Below are 24,768 nucleotides of genomic sequence, written 5' to 3'. Positions count from 1 at the left end.
GAACAGAGAAGTTAAGCCCGGAACCGCCGATGATACTTGGGTCAAACCTGGTAAAGTAGGTAGCCGCCACAATACTATTACAATCAATCCCATCTTCATAAGAGATGGGATTTTTTTGGTTTATGGAAGTTTATTTCAAATAACTATTGCAACACTCAATTCCTTTTTAATATATTTGTACCGACTTAAATATGTCGCAAAAAACATGACAACTACTTCAAATATTATATGGTGGTGGCGCGCACGTCTTAACAAGATGGACGAGTAGCCTCTATTGTGTAGTATTATGTAAAAATATACTTTCCAAGCGGCCCGCTGTTCATCTGACAGCGGGCCGCTTTTTCTTGTTACATCCTATAAAAAATCAATATGACTGCCTTACCCAAAAGTTATTCAATCACAACACGGCATAAAAAATTGTTGGCGGATACGCTAACACCTGTTTCAATATACCTGAAACTCCGGGATCGTTTTGTTAATACAATTCTCCTGGAAAGCTCCGATTATCACGGTAACGAAAACTCGTTTACCTATATCTGCTGCGATCCGGTTTCTTCTTTTAAACTAAATAACGATGTCGTTACTCAGAAGTATCCTGATGGCACGATTGATACATTCACATTAGCCAAGCGAAAAGATGCCGTGCAGGCATTATATGGCTATGCACAAAGCTTTGTTTCAGAAAAAAGTGGTTTCCCATTTATAAGCAACGGCCTTTTTGGTCATATGACATATGATGCAGTAACCTATTTTGAAGACATCGAAATCCAACCGACAAGTCCTGAAACTGAAATTGATCAAATATTTTACCAGGTTTATCGCTACGTAATTGCTATTAATCACTTCAAAAATGAATTGTATATTTTTGAACATCAATATGGCGATACAAACCCGGAAGGTGGGTTAGAGCAAATTGAAGTTTTAATCAAAAACAGAAATTTTCCAAAATACGATTTTCAAATTACATCTGAAGAAACCTCAAACGTTACAGATGATGAAATGAGAGGTGTAATTCAAAAAGGAATTGATCACTGTTTGCGTGGGGATGTTTTTCAAATTGTGCCATCACGCCGTTTTAGCCGAGATTTCCAGGGGGATGAGTTCAACGTCTACCGCGCTCTCCGTTCAATAAATCCATCACCATACTTGTTTTATTTCGATTACGGCAGTTATAAAATCTTTGGTTCTTCTCCTGAAAAACAAATATTTATTAAAAACGGGCAAGCTGAAATTCATCCGATAGCAGGTACTTTCCGCCGTACAGGAGACGATCAGGCTGATGCCGAAGCAGCGCAGCAATTGCTAAATGATCCGAAAGAAACCGCTGAACACGTGATGTTGGTGGATCTTGCAAGAAACGATTTAAGCCGTAGCTGTGACGCTGTAAAAGTTACCAACTACAAAGAGGTTCAATACTATTCTCACGTTATTCACCTTGTTTCGAAAGTTGTAGGAAAGATGAATGAAGGTGTAAATCCATTACAATTGGTTGCGGATACATTCCCAGCCGGAACATTGTCCGGAGCGCCAAAGCATAATGCCATGAAACTAATTGACCAAATGGAAACCAGCAACCGCAGTATCTACGGAGGCGCCATTGGGTTTATGGATTTCAATGGGGATTTTAATCATGCGATCGCCATTCGTACTTTTCTTAGTAAAGATAATACGCTCTTTTATCGGGCCGGAATGGGCGTTGTGGCCAAGTCAAACGTGGAAAGTGAGTTGCAGGAAATTAATAGCAAGTTGGCTGCGTTACGTAAAGCAATTGTAGTTGCGGAAGAAATATAAATTTACAAACAGTAATTTAACTTGATACCTGTGGGTATTTAATAACCCACACTTTACATCTACTATTTCATATTCAATTCAGATGAAAATACTTGTTTTAGATAATTACGATTCTTTCACTTACAATCTGGTTTACATTCTGCGTGAACTTCACGGCGATGTCGATATTTACAGGAATGATAAGATCACTTTGGAAGAAGTCGGGAATTACGACAAAATCTTACTTTCTCCCGGCCCCGGCATTCCTTCGGAAGCTGGTATTATGCAGGATTTAATCCGTGAATACGGCCCTACGAAAAGCATCCTCGGAATATGTCTCGGCCATCAGGCCATTGGTGAAGTATATGGCGCTACGCTTGAAAATATGACAGACGTATTACACGGAATCAGCGACAAAGCAATCGTCACAGATCCAACAGAACGTATTTTCCTTGGTTTGCCATCGGAAATCCAGGTGGGTAGATATCATTCCTGGACTGTCATGCCTGAAACTTTTACGGATGACTTAACGATTACTGCACTAGACGAAGCCGGTAGAGTTATGGCGCTTTCGCACAAAAAATACGACGTAAAAGGTGTTCAGTTCCACCCCGAATCTGTTCTTACCGATCATGGAAAATCCATGCTTCAAAACTGGTTAAATATATAATTTCATCGTTTTAAATATTTAAAGAGTATAAAGGCACAACGCCACGACGGATTTGATATCATGAAAAATATTCTTGGACAGTTATTTGAGTACAAAGTTTTAAGTAAAGATCAAGCTAAGGAGGTATTGATTGGCATTAGCACAGGCAGATATACCAATTCTGAAATAGCAGCATTTCTTACCATTTATGCCATGCGCAGCATCACCGTGGAAGAGCTGGAAGGATTCCGTGACGCTATGCTGGAATTATGCCTGTCGGTTGATCTTTCCGGATTTGATCCTATTGATGTTTGTGGAACCGGTGGTGATGGAAAAGATACTTTCAATATTTCAACACTTTCCTGTTTCGTGATTGCAGGAGCGGGCCAGAATGTGGCCAAACATGGTAACCACGGAGTTTCCTCTTTATGCGGCTCTTCTACTATTCTTGAATTTCTGGGTGCAAGGTTTACAAATGATAAATCCATTCTTGAACGTCAGATCAGTGAGTCAGGCGTTTGCTTTCTACACGCCCCTTTGTTTCATCCGGCTATGAAAAATGTAGCGCCTGTTCGTAAAGAATTAGGTATAAAAACCTTCTTCAATATGCTCGGTCCAATGGTAAATCCTGCCTCACCAGGAAAGCAGCTGGTTGGTGTTTTTAGTCTTGAATTAGCGCGACTTTTTGCTTATCTTTACCAACAGACTGATAAACAGTTCTTAGTTGTTCACGCCCTAGACGGTTACGATGAAGTGTCATTAACAGGAGCCTTTAAAATCATAACAGCTCATACTGAGCAAGTTCTGACTCCTTCCCATTTGGGATTGGACACTTTGCGCGCCTCTGAACTTTCGGGAGGAGAAACGGTTGAAGCTTCCGCAAAAATTTTCATGAATGTATTGAATGATGAAGCTACCTCAGCGCAAAAACAAGCTGTTTTAGCGAATTCTGCATTGGCTTTACATTGTGCAAATCCCAAATTGTCGCTTTTGGATGCAGTAGCAACGGCTCGCGAATCGATTGAAAGTAAAAAAGCCTTGAACAGTTTCAAAAAATTAGTAGCCGTATGATAACAAGCCTGGATCAGCTCGATTTAAATGAAACATATAGCTATGCCGATTATTTAAAATGGCAGTTCGAAGAGCGTGTGGAGTTGATCAAAGGAAAAATATTTAAAATGTCCCCGGCACCAGCCAGAAGACATCAGCGGATTTCCAGTATTTTTCTAGGTAACCTTTTTAATTTTCTTGATAATAAAACCTGTCAGGTTTACGCTGCGCCGTTTGATGTTCGCCTTACGCCAAGAAAAGCTGATAACTCGAATAAAATTTATACCGTTGTACAGCCAGATATCTGTGTGATTTGCAACGAAAATAAACTGGACGACCAAGGTTGTATTGGAGCGCCAGACTGGGTTATCGAAATTCTGTCACCGGGAAATTCTCAGGTAGAAATGAAAAATAAATTTGAGGTATATCAGGAAAATGGAGTGAAGGAATACTGGATCACTGAACCTACTACTGAAACCATTTTTGTTTATATATTAAACGACGAAGGTAAATATATTGGATTACATCCTTTCACAACACTGGATATGATTACAAGCCAAGTTTTTCCTGATTTTCAATTAAGTGTTGCCGATATTTTTAAAGACTGATGAATATATTAGAAAAAATTGTTGCGCGTAAAATGGTTGAAGTGGAAGCTTCAAAAAAGACTAAAAGCATTTCTGATCTGGAAAAAGAAGCGTTGTTTTCACGTACTTCTGTTTCGCTTTCTGATGCTTTAAAAATTGCTGCAACACCAAAAATTATATCAGAATTCAAGCGTAAATCGCCATCAAAGGGAATTATCAATGGTGATGTTTTACCTGAAATAGTAACAGCCGATTATGTTGCTGCCGGCGCTGCTGCACTATCCGTTTTGACTGATATTGATTTTTTTGGCGGTTCTTTTGATGATTTTTTAAGAGCTCGTAAAGCAAATCCAAATATCCCGATGCTTCGTAAAGATTTCATCGTGGATGAATATCAGCTTTTTGAAGCAAAATCAATTGGGGCAGATATTATTCTTTTAATCGCCGCTTGTCTGGAACCATCAGAGGTTGAGTCTCTTGCCAAAAAAGCACACGATCTTGGTATGGAGGTTCTTCTGGAAGTTCATAATTCTGAGGAATTGGCACAGAGTTTGTGTGACCATATTGACATAGTCGGCGTCAATAACCGGAATCTTAAAACTTTTGAAACATCAATCGAAACTTCCATTGAATTAAGCGAACAAATTCCTGATTCATTTGTCAAGATATCAGAAAGCGGGCTGAGTGATGCCGAAACGATTTTACATTTATATAATCATGGATATAAAGGCTTTTTACTAGGCGAAACTTTCATGAAAACAGCAAATCCGGGAGCCGCACTGGCGGATCTGCAAAATAATTTATCCCAAATTAGTAACAGAAACCCTCACGTTGTATGAAAGTAAAAGTTTGCGGAATGCGCCAGCAAGGCAATATTGAAGAATTGATTGAATTACAACCTAATTTCATAGGCTTTATTTTCTCGGAAAAATCGCCACGGTTTGTAGGTAATGATCTTGATCCGGCTTTTGTAAAAAATATTCCAAATACGATTAAAAAAGTGGGTGTATTTGTAAATGCCAGTCCGGGTTACATTCTTGACACCGTCAAAAAATATGATCTTCAGTATGCACAGCTGCATGGAAATGAGTTGCCGGATATGTGCCGCAGCATTCGCCAGAAAGGGGTAAATATTATCAAGGCATTTTCGATTCATGACCAGTTTAATTTTGCCATGCTCAACAATTACAAATCCTTTTGCGATATGTTTTTGTTTGATACAAAAGGAGACGCTCCCGGTGGAAACGGTAAAGCTTTTGACTGGAATCTTTTGAAAAAATATGATAACGAAAAACCGTTTTTTTTAAGCGGCGGAGTGGGACTTGAAAACATTGATGAAGTAATCGCTTTGTCAAAAACAATGCCGATCTACGGTATTGACGTGAACAGCATGTTTGAAACAGAACCAGGTGTAAAAGACATTTCCAAATTGAAAGAGCTTTTTGATAAAGTTCGGGTTAAAAAAGGAGAAGAGGCTGAAGCATAAATTATGGAAACAGTAGCAGAGAAGAAATCATACCAGGCAAATAGTAACGGATATTACGGCACTTTCGGTGGCGCATTCATCCCTGAAATGTTGTATCCGAATGTTGAAGAATTGCGTAATAATTATTTACAGATTATTGCAGAACCTTCTTTTCAGGAAGAATATAATGATTTGTTAAAAAATTACGTTGGCCGCCCGACACCCTTATATCGTGCCAACCGTCTTTCTGAAAAATATCAGACTAATATATTTTTAAAGAGAGAAGATTTGTGCCATACCGGCGCTCATAAGGTTAACAATACCATTGGACAAATACTTCTGGCCAAACGTCTTGGAAAACAACGTGTAGTGGCAGAAACCGGTGCAGGACAACATGGTGTTGCCACGGCGACCGTTTGTGCTTTGATGGATATTGAATGCATTGTGTACATGGGTGAACTTGATATTGAACGTCAGGCTCCGAATGTTGCCCGTATGAAAATGCTGGGAGCAGAAGTTCGCCCGGCCACCTGCGGATCAAAAACATTGAAAGATGCAACCAATGAAGCGATGCGCCACTGGATAAATAACCCGGTGGATACACATTATATCATTGGTTCTGTGGTAGGTCCTCATCCTTATCCGGATATGGTTGCCCGTTTTCAGTCTATTATCTCTCAGGAAATAAAATGGCAATTGAAAGAACAAACCGGCAAGCAAAATCCTGATTACGTTGTAGCATGTGTAGGCGGTGGAAGTAATGCAGCCGGTGCATTTTATCATTATCTGGACGATCTGGATGTTAAGCTTGTAGCAGTGGAAGCGGCCGGCCAAGGCCTGACAAGCGGTCATTCTGCGGCAACCACAGCGTTGGGCACTCCAGGTGTTTTGCACGGAAGTCGTACCATTTTAATGCAGACAGCAGACGGTCAGGTGGTGGAGCCTTTTTCTATTTCCGCCGGTTTAGATTATCCGGGAATTGGTCCTCAGCATGCATATTTGTACGACAGCGGAAGAGGTACTTTTTTATCTGCCACAGACGAAGAAGCTGTTCAGGCTGCCTTCGAACTTACACGTATGGAAGGAATTATTCCTGCGCTGGAAACATCTCATGCATTGGCTGTTTTAGGACGATTGGGTGCTGGTTTAAATGAAACAGTCGTAGTAAATCTTTCCGGAAGAGGAGATAAGGACATGTCTACTTATATGAAATATATTGACTAGTTGCTGGCTATTAGCCAGGGAACGTGCCATCAAAGCTAATCCCTAAAAGCTGATAGCCAACCCCTATTTTAACACTATTTACGATGGCTACACTGGCATTACCCGAAGTTTTTGAAATGCGCCTCAAAGTGCAGGAATTAGAAGCAAAAGTAAATTCAGGGCAATTATCTCTGTTTGAAAGATGTGATATTGAAGATGAAATCCTCGAATTAAAAGAACAATTGGGCGAATTTGTCCGCCTGAAATTTAGTGACGAAGGCGAATGCCTTAACTGCTCAGCATAGAAATTGATACTCAACGCAATCATGATAGTATTGTAATCATTACCATCGATTGTACATGAACACACGCACATTATTTACAGTTGGCCATTCGAGCCACCCACCTGATTATTTCCTTGAAATATTAAAAGAATATAAAATCACTTGCCTCATCGACGTCAGAAGCGTTGCGGCAAGTGCTTATAATCCTCAGTTTAACAAGGAACCTCTCGCTGCTTTTTTGAATAAAAACGGCATACAATATCTACATTTCCCAAAAGAATTTGGAGCGAGGCATTCTGATCCTGAATTGTTAGATAACGACGGCAAAGTAGATTTTGAAAAAGTCCGAAACTCAGATTCTTTTAAGGACGGTGTCTCCATGCTCACTCAGAGTTTTGAAAAAGGGCATGTAATTTCGCTCATGTGCTCTGAGGCTGAACCACTTGATTGTCACCGATTCTCGATGATTTCCGTTGCTTTGTGTAATGAAGGATTTGAAATAAATCATATTTTGAAAGACAAATCTCTGGTTACTCATCCACAGTTAGAAAATATTCTTTTCAAAAAATTATACAAGAAACTGCCCCTACCCACTTTTTTTGAGCCCGATATAACCATTCAGGATCAGATCAAGGCTGCGTATCGTTTAAAAAATCAGGAGATTGCCTTTTCTCCATACACACACAATTCAGAAGAAAATTTATGATTCAGCTATACACCATTGGTTTTACCAAAAAACCAGCGGAAACATTCTTCACACTACTGAAGGATTCTGGAGTTTCGCGACTTGTCGATACCCGGATTAATAATGTTTCTCAACTTTCAGGTTTCGCAAAAGGAACCGACCTTAAATATTTTGCAGGAGAACTTGTCAGTATCTCCTACGAACATAACATTGATTTTGCGCCAACAAAAGAGCTTTTATCGCTTTACAGAACTAAAAAGTTAACCTGGCAGGAATACGAAATTGAATACCTGAATTTACTCGACACCAGGAAAATTGCTCGAAAAATAAACATCGAAAAACTTCACAAAAATTGCCTCCTGTGCAGCGAACATAAACCTGAGAAATGCCACCGAAGGTTGCTTGCTGAATATTTACAGCAGGTAAGAAATGATATCCGGATAACACATTTGATCTGATTCAGATTAAATGACAATTCGTTTTGTCTGTTTAGCCAATTCTATAAAAGAAGGGGGAAGGTGCCTGGCAGGCATCCAGCTAAACAATAACAATGAGCCTATCATTGGAAAAAATGGCCCGATATGGATACGTCCGATATGTAAAACCCAACATGGAAAAGTATATACGCACTGGGTTTCGCATATTACATTGTTAGATATTGTAGAAATTGAATTTACCGGGTTTGCCGAAAAAACGTCTTACCAATCCGAAAATGTCTTCTTTAAAGATGATGACCTAAAAGTGATCGGCAGATTTGAAAAACATAAACTGGACGAGCTATGCGATAACCATTATTATTTATTTGGTAACTGGGGTAAGGCACTTTCCATCGAAGAGGCAGTGGTTCTTGATCATTCGCTGGTGCTGATACATGTTTCTAAGTTCGAGATTATTGAAAAAAATGACATGGACAATCCCGATAAGAAAAAGATCCGTCTGTTCTTTTACCATAATGAAACTCAATATGATTTTCCGGTAACAGATCCTGTATTTTTAAATCTATATCGAAATAATCCAAGGATACTGAATGTCGTTAAAAGTTTATTTTTGTGCGTTTCAATAGGTATAAATTTCAACGGCTTGCATTATAAGCTTGTTGCCGGAATTATTCCCGCTTCGTTAAATTCAAATTATTAATTTTACATTGCTTAACTTTTTGTATCACCAAATATCAAACCTGTTCAAATGAAATACATTTCTCTATTCCTGGTTGGTTTTCTTCTTTTTGGAACCATCGCTTATGCAAATTCTGATAAAAAAACAGCTCCTAAAAAAATGCTTCGTCACGCCGTATTATTTAAATTTAAAGACTCAGCCACACCGGCACAGGTAAAAGAAGTTGAAGATGCGTTTCGCAAACTTCCTTCAAAAGTTAAAGAGGTAAAAGGTTTTGAATGGGGAACAAACAATAGTCCGGAAGGATTAAACCAAGGTTTCACGCATATGTTCTTTGTTTCTTTTGACAGCGAAGAAGGCCGTGCTGCGTATTTGCCTCATCCGGACCATAAGGCTTTTGTGAAAGTTTTGGAGCCTCATCTGGACAAAGTATTAGTGATTGATTACTGGACACAAGAATAATGAATAGAATAACTAATCTTTTTAAAACAAAACCTGATGCAGGACTTTTGAACGTTTATTTTACAGCCGGATTTCCTGCTTTGAATGATACAACAAAAGTTTTAAAAGCATTGCAAGATGGCGGTGCCGATTTAGTTGAAATTGGAATGCCGTATTCTGATCCTGTTGCGGATGGAGAAACCATTCAAAAAAGTAATGATCAGGCATTGGAAAATGGTATGACCGTACAGGTACTTTTTGAGCAGCTTGAAGGAATTCGCCAGACCATTTCCCTTCCGATTTTATTAATGGGTTATATCAATCCTGTATTACAATTTGGAATAGAAAACTTCTGTAAGAAATGCGCCGAAGTTGGTGTTGACGGGCTTATTCTGCCGGATATGCCGATGGATGTTTATTTGAACGAATACAAGTCAACATTTGACGCATACGGAATTCTGAATATTTTCCTGGTAACACCTCAGACATCAGAAGCACGTATCCGTCAGATTGACAACGCAAGTGATGGGTTTATTTACACTGTATCCTCTGCCAGCGTTACCGGTTCAAAAAGCGGTGTGAGTACGGATATGGAATCTTATTTCAACCGCATCAACGCGATGAACTTACGTAATCCACGATTGATTGGTTTTGGAATTAAAGATAATGCAACGTATCTGAAAGCTTGTGATTATGCCAATGGTGCCATTATTGGCAGCGCATTTATCCGGGTTTTACAGGAAACAAAAGATCTGGAAAATGATGTCCGGAATTTTGTAAGGGATATTAAAAATCCTGAGCCTGTTGCATTGGATGCCTGAAAATCGGATTTGTAATTATTGATCTAGTGCTAACAATTGGCTTAAAGCTGATTGTTAGCATTTTTTATTTATAAGACTTCTTCAATTTAAGTTGTTACTTCACTGATTTCAGGATCAATATGCATCAACTGGCTTCTTGAAAAACTCCATAAAAATATATATATTAGTCCGCTCTATGGTCAGCGGGGAAATGAGTACTTTTTACTTTGTAAAATCGTTACCATAGTAATCATTAGATTCTCAACTATATGGCGGCTTTTACACCAGTAATGGAAGGTCTTCTCCTTCGTATTCAGGAATATCGGCAGAAGTACTATCAGAATAAACTTTTGAAAGGAATCATCTTTTCAGCTGCTTTGCTTTTGACAGTATACCTGTTGTTCAATACACTTGAATATTTCGGGCGTTTCAGTTCGGGCGTTCGTGGTACGCTGTTTTTTGGATTTCTGGCGGTTCTTCTGTTCTCTTTTTTCCAGTGGGTTATTCAGCCGCTAATTCATTTATTGGGATTAAAAAAGCCAATATCTGATGAAGATGCAGCCCTTCAGATTGGACAATATTTCCCGGAAGTAGGGGATAAATTATTGAATACGCTTCAGCTTAAAAAGCTTTCGGGAAGTCAATCGGATCTGATTGAAGCCAGTATTCAGCAAAAATCCGGTCAGCTTTTAATAGTTAAATTTACAGATGCAATCCGTTTTAATGAAAACAAGAAACGGATTAAATATGCCATTTATCCTTTGGCTGCGATTGGTGTAATCCTGCTTTTTAATCCTTCCTTCTTTTCATCAAGTTCTGAACGGATTATTCATTTCAGGAAAAACTATACCTATGCGCCTTTTTCATTTCAACTTGAAAACAAGAATTTAAAAGCTTTCAGAAATGAGGATTTTACGTTGAAACTGGCATTAAAAGGAGAAGCCTTACCGCAGGATGTGTATCTGGTTCAGAATGGCAGCCGGTTTAAATTGACGCAGGAAGGAAATCAGCATTACTCATTTGTATTTAAAAATATCCAGCGGGAAGTTGCATTTTCATTCGAAGCCGCCGGTTTTCTTTCAGATGATTATAAAATTGACGTTATCGAACGTCCGGCTTTACTTTCCTTTGATGTAAATCTTCATTATCCGGCTTATCTTAACAAACCTTCGGAAGGGCTTAGTAACGTAGGCAATTTATCCGTTCCCGAAGGCACAACGATCGAGTGGAACTTCAATACTTCTTCAACAAAATCGCTTGGTATACGCTTTGAAAATGATTCTCTTTTGTATAAAGCTGCTGAAAAAGAGGACGAGGATTTTCAGGTTGTAAAACGCTCGGTGCGTAAATCTGCCCAGTATCAGATTCAGCTTAAAAATGACGAGGCCGTTAATTCAGATAAAATCGGATACTATATAAATGTCATTCCTGACAAATTCCCCGTACTATCTATTGAGAATTTCCAGGATACAACACTTTTCAATTATCTGGTTTTGGGTGGTTCCATTAATGATGATTATGGATTTTCTCAACTGAAATTATTCTATTCAATTCAGCGAGAAAACGATAAAAAAGGCTCGGCTCCGAAAAGTATTCCGATTCCATTTAATAAAACGGTAAACACACAAAGTTTTTACTTCCAATGGTATGTAGACAGCCTCAAACTGGCACCCGGAGATAAAATTGAATATTATGCTCAGGTTTGGGACAATGACGGCGTGAATGGTGCGAAAAGCGCCCGTTCAAGGTCTATACAATTTACTGTTCCATCAAAAGACCAGCTTGAAGCGGATATCAAAAAGTCGGAGCAAGAAACTGAAAATCAAATTGAGTCTACTATGAAAAAAGCGCAAAGTCTAGAGAAAGATCTGACCGCTCTGGATGAACGTTTAAAGAGTAATAAGGAACTTGATTTTAAAGAGAAAAAACAAATTGAAGATGTTTTGAAAAAGCGTGAAGAACTGATGAAAGAATTGCAGTCTCTTCAGGAAAAAAATCAAAGCACGAATGAGAAGTCAAAACAATTTGATCAGAAAAGTCCGGAGCTTCAGCAAAAACTGGATCAGCTTGAAAAGTTGATGAAAGATCTGATGGACAACGACACGGATAAATTATACAAAGAATTACAAAAACTGCTCGAACAAAAGAAAAGTGAACGGATGTCGAGCACGATGGAAAAGCTAAAAAACAAGGAACAAAATCTTGAAAAGGAACTGGAGCGTACAATGAAGCTTTTCAAGCAAATGAAGATGGAGCAAAAAATGGAAAAGCTTGTCAATAAGCTTGATAATCTAGCCGACAAAGAAGACAAGCTTTCTGAAAAATCTCAGGAAAACGATAAGAACAAAAATTCGGAAGACAAAAAGGGTAAAAATGAGGACCTGAAAAAAGAACAGGAAAAAATTCAGGAAGACTTCGAGAAAGCAAAAGAAGATACCAAAGAAATTGAAGAGCTAAGTAAGGAACTTGAACAGCCTATCGATTCAAAAGAAGAGGAGCAAAAAAGCGCTTCTGAGCAGATGAACGAGAGTAAAGACAAACTTAGCAAGCAACAAAACTCCAAAGCCTCAGAAGCTCAGAAAAAGGCAGCGAAATCAATGCGTAACATGTCCAAGGCAATGTCTGACGCCATGGAAGCCGCTGAAATGGAAAAGATGCAGGAGGACATGGACGCGATGCGTGATATTTTGGAAAATCTGATCACTTTATCTTTTGATCAGGAAAAACTGATGAAAGATTTCCGTGGTGTGAATTTGCAGGATCCGCGTTTTGTAAAGTTGGGTCAGCAGCAATTGAAATTAAAAGATGATGCAAAAGTGGTTGAGGACAGTTTGTATGCCTTAGCGAACCGGGTTGTTCAGATTCAGTCGTTTATCACCCGTGAGCTGAATGACATGAAAATGTATATGGACGAAAGTGTAAAAAGCATAAAGGACCGAAGCCTGAATGTAGCGACGTCCAAACAACAGTTTGCGATGACATCCATGAATAACCTGGCATTGATGCTCAGCGATGTTTTTAAGCAGATGCAACAGCAAATGGCGATGGCGATGCCAGGAGAAGGTAAAGGAAAGAAGGGTAAAAAGGGAGAGCAGCCGGGCATGGGTGAAATGCAGGAAAAACTGAACGGCCAGATGAAACAACTGGGACAGGGAAAAGAGGGGCAGGGAAACCAATCGGAGCAACTGGCCAGAATGGCTGCTCAGCAGGCGATGATTCGTAAAATGGTTCAGGCATTGAAAGATGAGCAAAAAGGTACAGAAGCCGGAAAAGCGTTTGGAACCGAGCTTCAGGATATTATTGAAAAAATGGATGAAACGGAAACGGACCTTGTTAATAAACGTGTAACTCCGGAGTTGATGAAACGTAATAAAGAAATCACTACGCGTTTGTTAGAGTCCGAGAAAGCGATGAAAGAACAGGATGAAGATGAGCAGCGCAAAGCTCAGACAGCTAAACAATTGCCAAGACAACCACCTGCTGCTTTTGAGAAATATGTTCAGGAAAAAGAAAAACAAACAGAATTACTACGCACAATACCTCCAACATTTTCTCCTTTCTACAAACGGGAGGTTGATAATTACTTCCGTAAATATCAGTCCAAGAACTGATTAAGGCGGTGAAGTGTTATTGCTTAACCTATTTTAGGAATTGAGATCAGTTCTTAAAATAGGTTAAATACAGCACGAAACAGGCACTTAAATAATTTGTAATTAGATACTTGCTACCTTTACAACAAATTTGCTTTCAGGTTGTTAATCGACTCTGGGTGACAAATATGTTGTAACTAGTTAATAAACAGTCATTTCTGAAAATTAGTATGCTTAAATTCTTCTCTGAGGAGATTGATTTCAAACTTTCATATCCGCTGAAAACATCCCAATGGATTAAAACAATCTCTAAATCAGAGGGTTATAATTTGGGTGATCTGAATTATATCTTTTGTTCGGACGAATATCTTTTAGAAATCAATAAACAATATCTCGACCATGACTATTACACCGACATTATTACGTTCGATAATAGTGAAGAGGAGGGGAAAATTGAAGGTGATATCTATGTTAGCGTTGATAGGGTAAAAGAGAATGCTGAGACTTTTGGCGCAGACTTTGAAGTAGAAATGCGCAGAGTTTTGATTCACGGGCTCTTACACTTAATGGATTACACGGATACGAGTGAAGATCTAAAAAAAGTGATGCGAGCAAAAGAAGATGAATGTCTTCTTCTTTTTAAATAATATTTCCACGTGGAACATTTGAAAAATTTAAAAATTTCTGTTTCACAACAAATAAGAGAAAACCTAAAATTATGTTTCAGGAATATGATGTAATAGTAGTAGGAGCGGGACACGCCGGTTGTGAAGCAGCCGCTTCAGCAGCAACCATGGGTTCCTCCGTCTTGCTGATTACAATGAATATGCATACCATCGCACAAATGTCATGCAACCCGGCTATGGGCGGTGTTGCCAAAGGACAAATCGTACGAGAGATCGATGCCCTTGGCGGTCAGTCCGGAATCGTGAGTGACAAAACCATGATACAATTTAGGATGCTTAACTTATCAAAAGGCCCCGCCATGTGGAGCCCAAGATGCCAGAGCGACCGGATGATGTTTGCGAATGAATGGAGAAGCGTTCTTGAAAATAATCCGAATGTAGATTTTTGGCAAGATACCGTGAAGGGAATTTTGCTTGACGGCGACAAAGTCTGCGGTGTAACAACCAGCCTGGGAATTGAAATAAAATCCAAGTCAGTAGTTTTAACTAACGGAACATTTTTGAATGGCCTGATCCATATCGGAGAGAAAAACTTTGGTGGCGGAAGAACAGGAGAAAAAGCCGCAACCGGAATCACCGAACAATTAAAAACTTTGGGTTTTGAATCTGGTCGTATGAAAACAGGAACGCCTCCGAGAGTTGACGGACGTTCGCTGGATTATTCAAAAATGGAAGAGCAACCAGGCGATGAAAATCCATCTAAGTTTTCGTACAAGGACACGAAAAAATTAACCAAGCAAAGAAGCTGCTGGATCACGTATACAAACAACGAAGTCCACGAAATTCTTAGAACAGGGTTTGAAAAATCCCCAATGTTCTCAGGAAGAATCAAAGGACTCGGTCCACGATATTGTCCTTCGGTAGAAGACAAAATTAACCGTTTCGCTGATAAGGATCGTCACCAGATTTTCGTAGAGCCGGAAGGGTGGGACACTGTCGAGGTTTACGTAAATGGTTTCTCTACTTCTCTACCGGAAGATGTGCAATACGCCGCTTTGAAAAAAATTCCAGGATTTGAAAATGTAAAAATGTTTCGTCCAGGATATGCGATAGAATATGACTACTTCCCACCGACACAATTAAAATCAACACTCGAAACACACCGGGTAAAAAATTTATTTTTTGCAGGACAAATTAACGGTACTACCGGATACGAGGAAGCAGCTTGTCAAGGTTTGATGGCTGGGATTAATGCGCATAGAAATGTTCACAACCTTGAACCTTTTGTACTTAAAAGATCAGAAGCATACATTGGTGTTTTGATAGACGATCTTATCAATAAAGGTACCGAAGAACCTTACAGAATGTTTACTTCCCGTGCTGAGTATCGAACACTCCTCCGTCAGGATAATGCGGATATTCGACTTACTGAAAAAGGATTTGAAATAGGATTAGCCGATAAGCAAAGACTGGATAACGTTCGTCAGAAAATTCAACAGGTTGAAGAAATTATAACTGAGTTTAATTCCCACAAATTACATCCGGAAGAAATCAACCCAAAACTGGAAGAAGTAGGATCCGCTCAAATCAGAGAAAAAACTTCAATCACACAACTACTAAAGAGGCCACAACTGACTATTGATAAAATTGCCGAAGCCGTTCCATTGATTGCAGCATTGCTTGAAAAGTATGGAGAAGATACCATTAAGCAAGCTGAGATTCATGTTAAATACGATAGCTATATTGAGAAGGAAAAACTCCTTGTTGATAAAATGAATCGTCTGGAAGACCTTGGTATAATTGATAACTTTAATTACGATGGTGTGACTTCATTGTCCTTTGAAGGACGAGAAAAACTTAAACGTACCAGACCTTCAACTATCGGCCAGGCGTCAAGAATAAGTGGCGTAAGTCCATCAGATATCTCAGTACTCATGCTCTTTATTGGAAGATAAATGCCTTTGGAAATTTTAAAAAATTGCCCGGTTTGTAATAACACCAGCTTCAACAATTACTTAAACGTTGAAGATTATACAGTATCCAAAAAGGAATTCACCATACAACAGTGTAATTCCTGTTACTTTCTTTTCACAAATCCACGTCCCGACGTTGATGAAATAGGGGCGTATTATCAATCTCAGGATTACATTTCACATCACGATGATGCGAAAGATCTAATGAGCAAAGTTTACACTTCTGTAAGGAATTTCACCATATCACAGAAGATAAAACTAATTAATCAGCTGTATTCAAAACAGGGAAATTTACTTGATATTGGATGCGGAACTGGTAACTTTTTACAGGCTACTAAGGAGGCTGGCTGGAAAATAGCTGGTACTGAACCCGATCCGGAAGCACGTAATATAGCAGGAAAAAGAGTAGGACAATCCATCTATGAAAGCATAAACGCACCGGAGTTTTCTAAAGCGAAGTATGATATAATTACGATGTGGCATGTACTGGAACATGTACATCTTCTAAATGAAACCATTGCCTGGCTATCCAACCATATTGCACCTAATGGCAGAATTATTATTGCAGTACCAAATCCACAATCTCCGGATGCAACTAACTATAGCAGGTTCTGGGCTGCATATGACGTCCCAAGACATCTTTATCACTTCACAAAAGATTCGATGGCTTTACTGATGAAAAATCACGATTTCAAGATTGATACGATCCATCCCATGTGGTTCGATTCATTTTATGTGAGTATGCTTAGTACGAAATATAAGGAAGGGAAAACGAATCTGTTTGATAGCGTAAAAACTGGAATTACATCCAATATTAAGGGTAATTCCAGTGATCCCAAGAGTCTGAATACCTCCAGTTTGATCTATGTAATTTCAAAAATTTAATTTATTCAAAACCCCTGAACCCTCAATATTGCAATGCATATTGAGGGTTTTTATTTAACACATTTACGATGCTTAAGAAATATTTTCTGGCAGTAGTTTGTCTAGTCATGTTCGCAAAATGCGCACAGCAAGTAGCTCCCACAGGAGGGAAAAAGGATATCATTCCACCCAATCTTTTGTCCAGCGATCCGCCAAACCGAACCATTAATTTCAAAGGAAACAAGATTACATTATTCTTCGACGAATATGTTGTAATCGATAATATTACCCAAAAACTTATCATCACACCAGAGGCAGATAACCCTTATAGTTTCAAACAAAAAGGAGAATCTATTGAGCTGAATTTTAAGAAAAAGTTTGTAGACAGTACGACATATACCCTCAATTTTGGGGACGCCATAAAGGACTACGCAGAGAAAAATCCTGCTAAAAATCTAAAATTAGTTTTCAGTACTGGCGGATCTCTTGACTCAGGACGCATCTACGGAACCATAAAAGACTTGCGTTCCAACAAACCCATTTTCGATGCCCTTGTTGGCCTATACAATATAAGCGACACATTAAATATCGCGAAACAAAAGCCATTTTACTTCTCAAGAACAGACAGCACCGGGCGATTTTCAATTGAAAATACCCAAATAAGACCGTACAAATTGATTGCCATGGATGACAAAAATCGTAATATGCTCTACAATACAAAAGACGAAAGAGTAGGCTTTATCAACAACCCGGTTAATGCGGGATCAGATTCTCTGAACTATTCTCTGGGATTATTCCTGTCCGACAACACCCTATTCCGTGTACAGAGAACTATACCAAAAGTTAACAATTATACCGTAGTCTTTAACAAGGGAATTGAAACTGCCGATATCACTTTTATGAATAAGGATACCCTTCCTTATATACTAGAGAACAATCTCCAGTTGAAATTCTTTAACGTACAACCACATCCTGATACTACCTTAATCCGAATGACCACTACCGATTCATTGGGCATAACAGCTCAGGATACCATTAAAATAACATTCCAGCAACAAAGAGGAAAAGACAGACAAAAAGATCCATTTGGCATGACCACCATACCTTCACAAAATAAACCTTTGAGTAGGAATTTTACTTATGAGCTGCAATGGAATAAACCCGTAAGCTTCCTTGATGATAAAAAAATCCAGCTAATCAGCGATAGTTTAACCCGAGAACCTATAAGTAATCTGACCCTATCCTGGAACAAATACCATAATAATCTTAAAATAACAGGCAAATCGACAGCAAAAGATACTATTAAATGGGATTTTCCAAAAGGCAGTATAATCAGTGTAGAAGGAGATACTTTGGCAAAAATGCTAGTAAAATATCCAGTATTAAACGAAGACGAATTTGGGGTACTTTCAGGATCTGTACTTCATGCTGATACCTTGTCCTATATTGTTGAGCTTGTAGACGAGCAATATAAAATCTTTCAGTCGCTGTACAGCTCGCCTTATACTTTCCGGCACATTCCTCAAGGAAATTATTTTCTCCGAATCATTTTAGACGACAATAAAAACCGTAGGTGGGATACTGGTATAGTCAGTAAAAACAAACAGCCTGAAAAAATTCTGTACCTCCCTCAGAAAATTCTAATTAAAGCCAATTTTGAGATCAACGATACCAACCTTGACTTGTCAACATTAAAGTAGTAAATTTTCTTATGCACTTTATGTGGATAACTGTGTTGATATCTCTGATTTTCTGTGGGTAAATACCAAAAATTTGTTAACAATTATGTGGATAACCAATGTTTCATGTGGATAAAAACTAAATTTTTAATCTCCAGTGCATAATCCACATCTAAAAGGAAGTTAACAGTGCGTTGATACACTTTAGAGAATGTGAATAACTAATTCTCCCGATCGATATCAGTTACCCACACTCTAGTGTCTATAAATATTTTCTTACCTTGTAATTCAAATACTTAAATGTTGATAAAAAGAAAACCTCCAGTGGATAAACCGTAATACTTATCCACATTTTGTGGATAAGTATGTTAATCTATAGTGGAAAACATATTTATCTACATATCCACAGTGCTAGAGAATAGTAATAATTAAAAAAGAAATTTTTTTATCTATTATGAAAAAGGTTTTAAGGTGGTTATTTATCTACATATTAATTTCCGGCGCGGCGGGGACGGCGGTCCGGGCGCAGAGCGAAAAAGAGATGGCCGAGGAGTATTTCAAGAAGGATGATTGTCCGAAAGCTCTGACGTATTATACTGTACTGTTAAAAACAGGTTTTGAAAAAGGATATCTTAAAAACTACACCAGCTGCATCATTAAAACAAAAAGCTGGAGTGAAGCAGAGCAATTCTTTAAAAAGCAAATCAAAAATGACGCTTTCAATTCGGCTTGGTATTATATATACTGGGGAACTCTCCTGGATGCGCAGGGAAAGCCTCAGGAAGCTGTAAAGAAAAATGAGCAGGCAATAGCCGTTTCTGGCTTAAGAATTGATCTGAAGCGAGATATGGCCGATGAATTCAGAAGTATGAGTCAGCCATTGTGGGCTAAAAATGCTTTGTTAAATGGAAGAGAAGTTTCCAAACGAAGTGATTTATTTCAATTGGAAATGGCGAGTGTATACCGGGATCTCAACGACCCTGAAAATATGATCGATGAACTTTTGTCATACGGTACCCGATATCAGAATATAGAGGTGGTCCAGAATATGCTTCAGGATTTCACAAAAGATGAAAAGGAGCAGGCCTTATTAGAAAAGGTATTGTATGATAAAATTCAAAAGTTTCCCAACGAAGGTTTCTATAATGAGTTGCTGATCTGGTATCAGATCCAGAAAAAGGATTTTTATAAAGCCTACATTCAGGAGCGTGCCCTGGACAAAAGATTCAAATATAACGGTAGCCGTCTTTATAATCTGGCGATGCTGGCGCTTCAAAATGATGATTATGTCAACGCTGCCGCCATATTTGATCATCTGGTAAAGGAATATCCCAAAGGCCAGATATATCCGGTTGCTCGTCGTATGGCAATTTTTTCAAGAGAAGAACAGGTGAAAAATACATATCCCGTTCAACGTACAGAAGTTCAGAAATTGCTTGGACAATACCAGCAGCTGGTGGATGAGCTTGGTATTAATGCCCGCACCGTTGAAGCTTTGCGTAACATGGCTACCCTAAATGCTTTTTATCTGGATGATTTTAAGAAAGCCATTGAGATAATGCAAATGGCTATTGATGGAGGAAAGTTGGATAAAATGTTTGTAGATAAATGTAAACTGGATCTTGGCGATATCTATTTGTTGCAAGGGGAGCCTTGGGAAGCTTCTTTACTTTATTCGCAAGTTGAGAAATCCCAGAAGGATGACCAGTTGGGTTATGAAGCAAAACTTCGCAATGCAAAATTACATTATTACAAAGGTGATTTTGCTCTGGCCAAAGAAGTTCTTGATATTTTAAAAAAGGCTACTTCCCGGGAAATTGCTAACGATGCTAATGAATTGGGATTATTGATCATGGATAACACCGGGTTGGATAGTACGGAAACTGCAATGAAACAATACTCGGCGGTTGAGCTTTTATTATTTCAAAATAAAAAATACGAAGCGATTGATTCTTTAAAAGTTTTGTATGAAAGATACAAACAGCATAGCTTGTCAGATGAAATTCTCTGGCTCACTGCCAAGACATACATGAAACTGGATAGCAACCAGCAGGCGATGTCAACTTTGAAATTACTCTATTCAAAATATAGTGTAGATATTCTTGGTGATGATGCTCTGTTTGCGATGGCAAAACTTGACCAGGAAAAATTGAACAACAAAGATGAAGCGATGAAGTTCTATCAGGAATTAATGGAAAAATATCCGGGAAGTATTTTTGTCGCTGAATCACGAAAACGTTTTCGCTTGTTGAGAGGTGACGTTGTAAATTAGAAAATTTAGAGGTTGAACAGAAAAAGGAAGAGCGAGGCCAAAATTAGCCTCGCTCTTCCTTTTTAGAATTAAATATTTGCGAACTAATATGCGGTTCACTCCATTTGATAAAATCTAAGACGGCTATTTTTTTATACTTATCGACTTAACTTACTTAATAATAGTGTTTTAAAGTCCGAATATAGTGGTTTCAATTTGATCGACTCTTTTTCAATAGAAAGAAGCAATTTTAGTCTTTCCGGAATTTCAATAGATTTTTCCAAAGTTTCTTCAACCAAGTCGATAAATTTGGCTGGATGAGCGGTTGAAAGAAAAACTCCTGTAAAATTTCCATCAGAATTTTTTCTATACTCTTCCAACCCCCGATATGCTATTGCGGTATGCGGACAAAGAACATAATCGCTATTTGCATAAACTTCACGCATTGATTCTTGTGTTTCTTCGTCATTAAAGGAATAACCGGAAATTTTTTCTTTCACCAAATTCCAGTCATCACCAAAAAAGCGGATCATTCGTACAAAGTTGCTTGGGTTGCCTACATCCATTGCGTTAGAAACTGTTTCAATCGATGCATGCGGCTCAAACGTTCCTTCCTCTAAATATCTTGGTACCGAATTGTTCAAATTTGTAGATGCAATAAAATGTTCAACTGGCAAACCCATTCGATAAGCCAGAAGTCCTGCACTCAAATTTCCAAAGTTTCCGCTTGGTATTGAAAAAACCAATGGCTTACCAAGTTTTTTCAGCTGGGCATACGCAGCGAAAAAATAAAACGATTGCGGGATCAGACGTGCTATATTAATTGAATTAGCTGAGGCGAGATTAAATTTATCAGTCAATTCAAAATCTAAAAATGCTTCTTTAACTAATTTTTGACAATCGTCAAACGTACCGTCAACTTCTAATGCAGTAACATTATGACTAAGCGTTGTAAGTTGTTTTTCTTGTATCTCGCTTACTTTTCCGCTGGGATAAAGGATCGTTACTGATATTCCTGATACTTTGTAAAATCCCTGCGCAACTGCACCACCCGTATCTCCGGAGGTAGCTACAAGAATTTGAATTTCCTTTTGTGATTTTACCAGAAAATGGGACATTAGTGCTGCCATAAAACGCGCTCCAAAATCCTTGAACGCCATGGAAGGACCGTGAAAAAGTTCTAAAACATAGTCATTGGGAGTTATTTTTACAACCGGTGCCTCGAAGTCATATGAACTTTCTATTAATTTTTCAATGTCTTCGCGAGAAATATCATCACCTAAAAGTGTATATGTTATTTCAACGGCAATTTCTTTAAATGTCTTATTTTCGATTGTATCTAAAAATTCCTGTGAAACTTTTGGAATACTTTCAGGCATGTAAAGACCATTATCTGGCGGCAAACTTCTAAATACAGCTTCTTCGAGAGACGCTTTCAATGAAGCAGTTTTGGTACTATAAAATATCATTATATAAGAAATAAGGTCGCACTGGAAAAGTACAAATTTAACTAAAATACCTGCGTGTCAGATATTTTGAACATGTAATTTTGAGAAAAGTATATAACTTGCCTTGTCAAAACAAGTATTATTTTAACAACTTTGTTAAGGTTGAATTAATACTTTTGAACCTACCGGCGCTAAAAAAGATTATTATAAAACATAAGAACATAACCTGTTTTAAACGGTTAATTTTTTAAAATATTTTTAAGTTAATTGATTCATTTTCAAATTAATATAATAGATGTCACAAGGACTTTTTAATGTTCCGGCTCTAAGAAACGAGCCTGTTAAAAGTTATGCTCCCGGTAGCCCGGAGAGAAGCGAATTGAAAAAGGCTTTGGAAGAAGCCAGGTCAAAAGAGGTTGAGATTCCCCAGTACATAGGGGGAGAAGAAGTTTTTTCTCAAAATAAAAAGCGTATCTCTCCACCTCATGATCATCAGCATACATTGGGATATTTTCATGAAGGAAATGCTGATGATGTGAAAAAAGCGATTGATTCTGCTTTGGAAGCCAGGAAAAGCTGGGCACTTATGCATTGGGAGCAACGTGCTGCAATTTTTCTGAAAGCAGCAGATTTAATAGCAGGACCGTACCGTGCAGAATTAAATGCAGCAACTATGTTAGGACAGTCGAAGAATGCTTACCAGGCAGAAATAGATTCAGCTTGCGAGATCATCGATTTTCTTCGTTTGAATGTAAATTTCCTTACTGATATATACAAACAACAGCCGGTTTCTTCGGATGGCGTGTGGAATCGTATGGAATATCGTCCATTGGAAGGATTTATTTTTGCCATTACGCCTTTCAATTTTACGGCCATTGCCGGAAATCTTCCGGCAGCTCCTGCGCTAATGGGAAATGTTGTGCTTTGGAAGCCTGCATTTACACAAGTTTATGCTGCTAATGTTATTATGAAAGTATTTAAGGCTGCGGGACTTCCTGATGGCGTAATTAATATGATATTGGCGGATGGTCCTGTTGCGGGAGATATTGTTTTCAAACATGCGGATTTCGCTGGTATCCACTTTACGGGGAGCACGAAAGTTTTTCAGACAATCTGGAAAGAAATCGGTGAAAATATTGGAAGCTACAAGACATTTCCTCGTATCGTCGGTGAGACGGGTGGAAAGGACTTTGTTTTGGCCCATAAATCTGCAAATGCAAAAGCCTTGGCAACCGGCTTAGTCAGAGGAGCGTTCGAATACCAAGGGCAGAAGTGCTCAGCTGCTTCGCGTGCTTACATTCCGTCTAATTTGTGGGAAGAGGTGAAAGGATATATGCTGGCGGATTTAGCTGAAATCAAAATGGGAGGAGTTGAGGACTTTTCTAATTTTGTAAATGCGGTGATTGATGAAAAATCTTTTGATAAAATTGCTTCTTATATAGAAGGAGTAAAAAATAGTAACGGAGAGGCTGAAATAATTGCCGGTGGAGGGGTTGATAAGAGCAAAGGATATTTTGTTCAGCCAACAATTATAAAAGCTTCCAAACCGGATTATATAACCATGTGTGATGAGATATTCGGTCCGGTTCTTACCTTATATGTGTATGATGCAGAAAAGTTCGAGGAAATCATCCCAATTGTAGATTCAACGTCTCCTTATGCCTTGACAGGTGCAGTTTTTGCTCAGGATCGTTATGCGATTCAATATGCAACTGAACATTTGGTTAATGCTGCGGGTAATTTTTATATCAATGATAAACCGACAGGAGCAGTAGTAGGGCAACAGCCTTTTGGTGGCGCACGTGCTTCCGGTACTAATGACAAGGCGGGATCTGTATTAAACCTGCTGCGCTGGGTTTCCCCACGTGTAGTTAAGGAAACATTAGTTTCACCTGAAAGCTATAAATATCCCTTCCTTTTGGAGGAATAATTGGATAATTTTTTTGAATAGTTTGAATACTTAAAGAACTTTCAAAAAAGTTGTATTTTTTTTTGCCTGATACTTGCAACCAGAAATATTTTTTCTACCTTTGCAATCCCAATCGCAGACAGCGGAAACGAAAAGTGAGAGTGAAAGTTTGATTGGTACTGTTCTTTGACATGATGAGATAAACTAAAAGAGTAAGAAAAACTCGTTTAAGAAGATAACGTGGGATCTTAGGATTACCACAAAACAAAATTTACAATGGAGAGTTTGATCCTGGCTCAGGATGAACGCTAGCGGCAGGCTTAATACATGCAAGGCGAGGGGGCAGCAATGTCACCGTCGTACGGGTGCGTAACGCGT

Annotated in this window: 22 protein-coding genes and 1 rRNA gene; 22 read left to right on the top strand and 1 reads right to left on the bottom strand. The window is 38.6% G+C overall.

What is annotated here, in order from left to right:
• The 20 genes from FZF08_RS31975 to FZF08_RS30610 form a co-directional block, all read left to right on the top strand.
• On the top strand, positions 1-268 hold a 268-nt coding region (locus FZF08_RS31975; RefSeq protein WP_229216772.1), incomplete at its 5' end, for a hypothetical protein.
• A gap of 101 nt (positions 269-369) precedes the next feature.
• A complete protein-coding gene (locus FZF08_RS30700; protein WP_159478509.1) occupies positions 370-1,791 on the top strand; it encodes an anthranilate synthase component I family protein in 1,422 nt (473 codons plus the stop codon).
• An 82-nt stretch (positions 1,792-1,873) separates the two neighbouring features.
• Complete coding sequence (locus FZF08_RS30695) at positions 1,874-2,440, top strand: aminodeoxychorismate/anthranilate synthase component II (RefSeq protein WP_159478507.1); 567 nt, start codon at positions 1,874-1,876, stop codon at positions 2,438-2,440.
• A gap of 60 nt (positions 2,441-2,500) precedes the next feature.
• Positions 2,501-3,490, top strand: a complete 990-nt coding sequence (trpD, locus tag FZF08_RS30690) for an anthranilate phosphoribosyltransferase (RefSeq protein ID WP_159478504.1) — start codon at positions 2,501-2,503, stop codon at positions 3,488-3,490.
• Positions 3,487-4,077, top strand: coding sequence for a Uma2 family endonuclease (locus tag FZF08_RS30685; RefSeq protein WP_159478501.1), 591 nt, complete (start codon positions 3,487-3,489; stop codon positions 4,075-4,077). The genes trpD and FZF08_RS30685 overlap by 4 nt, the downstream gene beginning before the upstream one ends.
• Positions 4,077-4,895 (top strand): indole-3-glycerol phosphate synthase TrpC, encoded by an 819-nt coding sequence (gene trpC / locus FZF08_RS30680; protein ID WP_159478480.1) that lies wholly within the window; start codon positions 4,077-4,079, stop codon positions 4,893-4,895. The genes FZF08_RS30685 and trpC overlap by 1 nt, the downstream gene beginning before the upstream one ends.
• Entirely contained in the window at positions 4,892-5,542 is a 651-nt protein-coding gene (locus tag FZF08_RS30675) for a phosphoribosylanthranilate isomerase (RefSeq protein WP_159478477.1), read from the top strand. The genes trpC and FZF08_RS30675 overlap by 4 nt, the downstream gene beginning before the upstream one ends.
• A 3-nt stretch (positions 5,543-5,545) precedes the next feature.
• Complete coding sequence (gene trpB / locus FZF08_RS30670; protein WP_159478474.1) at positions 5,546-6,745, top strand: tryptophan synthase subunit beta; 1,200 nt, start codon at positions 5,546-5,548, stop codon at positions 6,743-6,745.
• Positions 6,746-6,828: 83 nt separating this feature from the next.
• Positions 6,829-7,029, top strand: a complete 201-nt coding sequence (locus FZF08_RS30665) for a hypothetical protein (RefSeq protein WP_159478471.1) — start codon at positions 6,829-6,831, stop codon at positions 7,027-7,029.
• Between the two features lie 55 nt (positions 7,030-7,084).
• The gene (locus tag FZF08_RS30660) at positions 7,085-7,714 is read left to right on the top strand and encodes a DUF488 family protein (RefSeq protein ID WP_159478468.1); all 630 of its coding nucleotides are present in this window, start codon (positions 7,085-7,087) and stop codon (positions 7,712-7,714) included.
• Entirely contained in the window at positions 7,711-8,151 is a 441-nt protein-coding gene (locus FZF08_RS30655; protein WP_159478465.1) for a DUF488 family protein, read from the top strand. The genes FZF08_RS30660 and FZF08_RS30655 overlap by 4 nt, the downstream gene beginning before the upstream one ends.
• Positions 8,152-8,161: 10 nt before the next feature.
• On the top strand, positions 8,162-8,830 hold the full coding sequence (locus FZF08_RS30650; RefSeq protein ID WP_159478462.1) for a dual OB domain-containing protein: 669 nt from the start codon (positions 8,162-8,164) through the stop codon (positions 8,828-8,830).
• 48 nt (positions 8,831-8,878) lie between these two features.
• Positions 8,879-9,271 carry a Dabb family protein gene (locus FZF08_RS30645; RefSeq protein WP_159478459.1) on the top strand — a complete coding sequence of 131 codons (393 nt, stop codon included), beginning with the start codon at positions 8,879-8,881 and terminating at the stop codon, positions 9,269-9,271.
• Entirely contained in the window at positions 9,271-10,071 is an 801-nt protein-coding gene (gene trpA, locus FZF08_RS30640) for a tryptophan synthase subunit alpha (RefSeq protein ID WP_159478456.1), read from the top strand. The genes FZF08_RS30645 and trpA overlap by 1 nt, the downstream gene beginning before the upstream one ends.
• A gap of 269 nt (positions 10,072-10,340) precedes the next feature.
• Complete coding sequence (locus FZF08_RS30635; RefSeq protein WP_159478512.1) at positions 10,341-13,661, top strand: DUF4175 family protein; 3,321 nt, start codon at positions 10,341-10,343, stop codon at positions 13,659-13,661.
• Between the two features lie 209 nt (positions 13,662-13,870).
• The gene (gene ybeY, locus FZF08_RS30630) at positions 13,871-14,287 is read left to right on the top strand and encodes an rRNA maturation RNase YbeY (protein WP_159478453.1); all 417 of its coding nucleotides are present in this window, start codon (positions 13,871-13,873) and stop codon (positions 14,285-14,287) included.
• Positions 14,288-14,358: 71 nt separating this feature from the next.
• Positions 14,359-16,221, top strand: coding sequence for a tRNA uridine-5-carboxymethylaminomethyl(34) synthesis enzyme MnmG (mnmG, locus tag FZF08_RS30625; RefSeq protein WP_159478429.1), 1,863 nt, complete (start codon positions 14,359-14,361; stop codon positions 16,219-16,221).
• A complete protein-coding gene (locus tag FZF08_RS30620) occupies positions 16,222-17,124 on the top strand; it encodes a class I SAM-dependent methyltransferase (RefSeq protein ID WP_159478426.1) in 903 nt (300 codons plus the stop codon).
• Positions 17,125-17,192: 68 nt separating this feature from the next.
• Positions 17,193-18,803, top strand: a complete 1,611-nt coding sequence (locus FZF08_RS30615; RefSeq protein WP_159478423.1) for an Ig-like domain-containing domain — start codon at positions 17,193-17,195, stop codon at positions 18,801-18,803.
• A gap of 433 nt (positions 18,804-19,236) precedes the next feature.
• Positions 19,237-21,054 carry a tetratricopeptide repeat protein gene (locus FZF08_RS30610; RefSeq protein ID WP_159478420.1) on the top strand — a complete coding sequence of 606 codons (1,818 nt, stop codon included), beginning with the start codon at positions 19,237-19,239 and terminating at the stop codon, positions 21,052-21,054.
• A 137-nt stretch (positions 21,055-21,191) separates the two neighbouring features.
• Here the strand turns inward: FZF08_RS30610 and thrC are convergent, their stop codons facing one another.
• Positions 21,192-22,502: a threonine synthase gene (gene thrC, locus FZF08_RS30605; RefSeq protein ID WP_159478417.1), complete on the bottom strand. Its 1,311-nt coding sequence runs from the start codon at positions 22,500-22,502 to the stop codon at positions 21,192-21,194.
• 274 nt (positions 22,503-22,776) lie between these two features.
• Between thrC and pruA the strand changes: the two genes are divergently transcribed.
• Positions 22,777-24,411, top strand: coding sequence for an L-glutamate gamma-semialdehyde dehydrogenase (gene pruA, locus FZF08_RS30600; RefSeq protein WP_159478414.1), 1,635 nt, complete (start codon positions 22,777-22,779; stop codon positions 24,409-24,411).
• Positions 24,412-24,663: 252 nt separating this feature from the next.
• Positions 24,664-24,768 (top strand): 16S ribosomal RNA (locus tag FZF08_RS30595); the annotation flags it as partial.

Origin of the sequence: Dyadobacter sp. 3J3, assembly GCF_009801115.1 — a bacterium.
Lineage (GTDB): Bacteria > Bacteroidota > Bacteroidia > Cytophagales > Spirosomataceae > Dyadobacter.
This window is presented reverse-complemented; position numbering and strand designations above follow the sequence as displayed.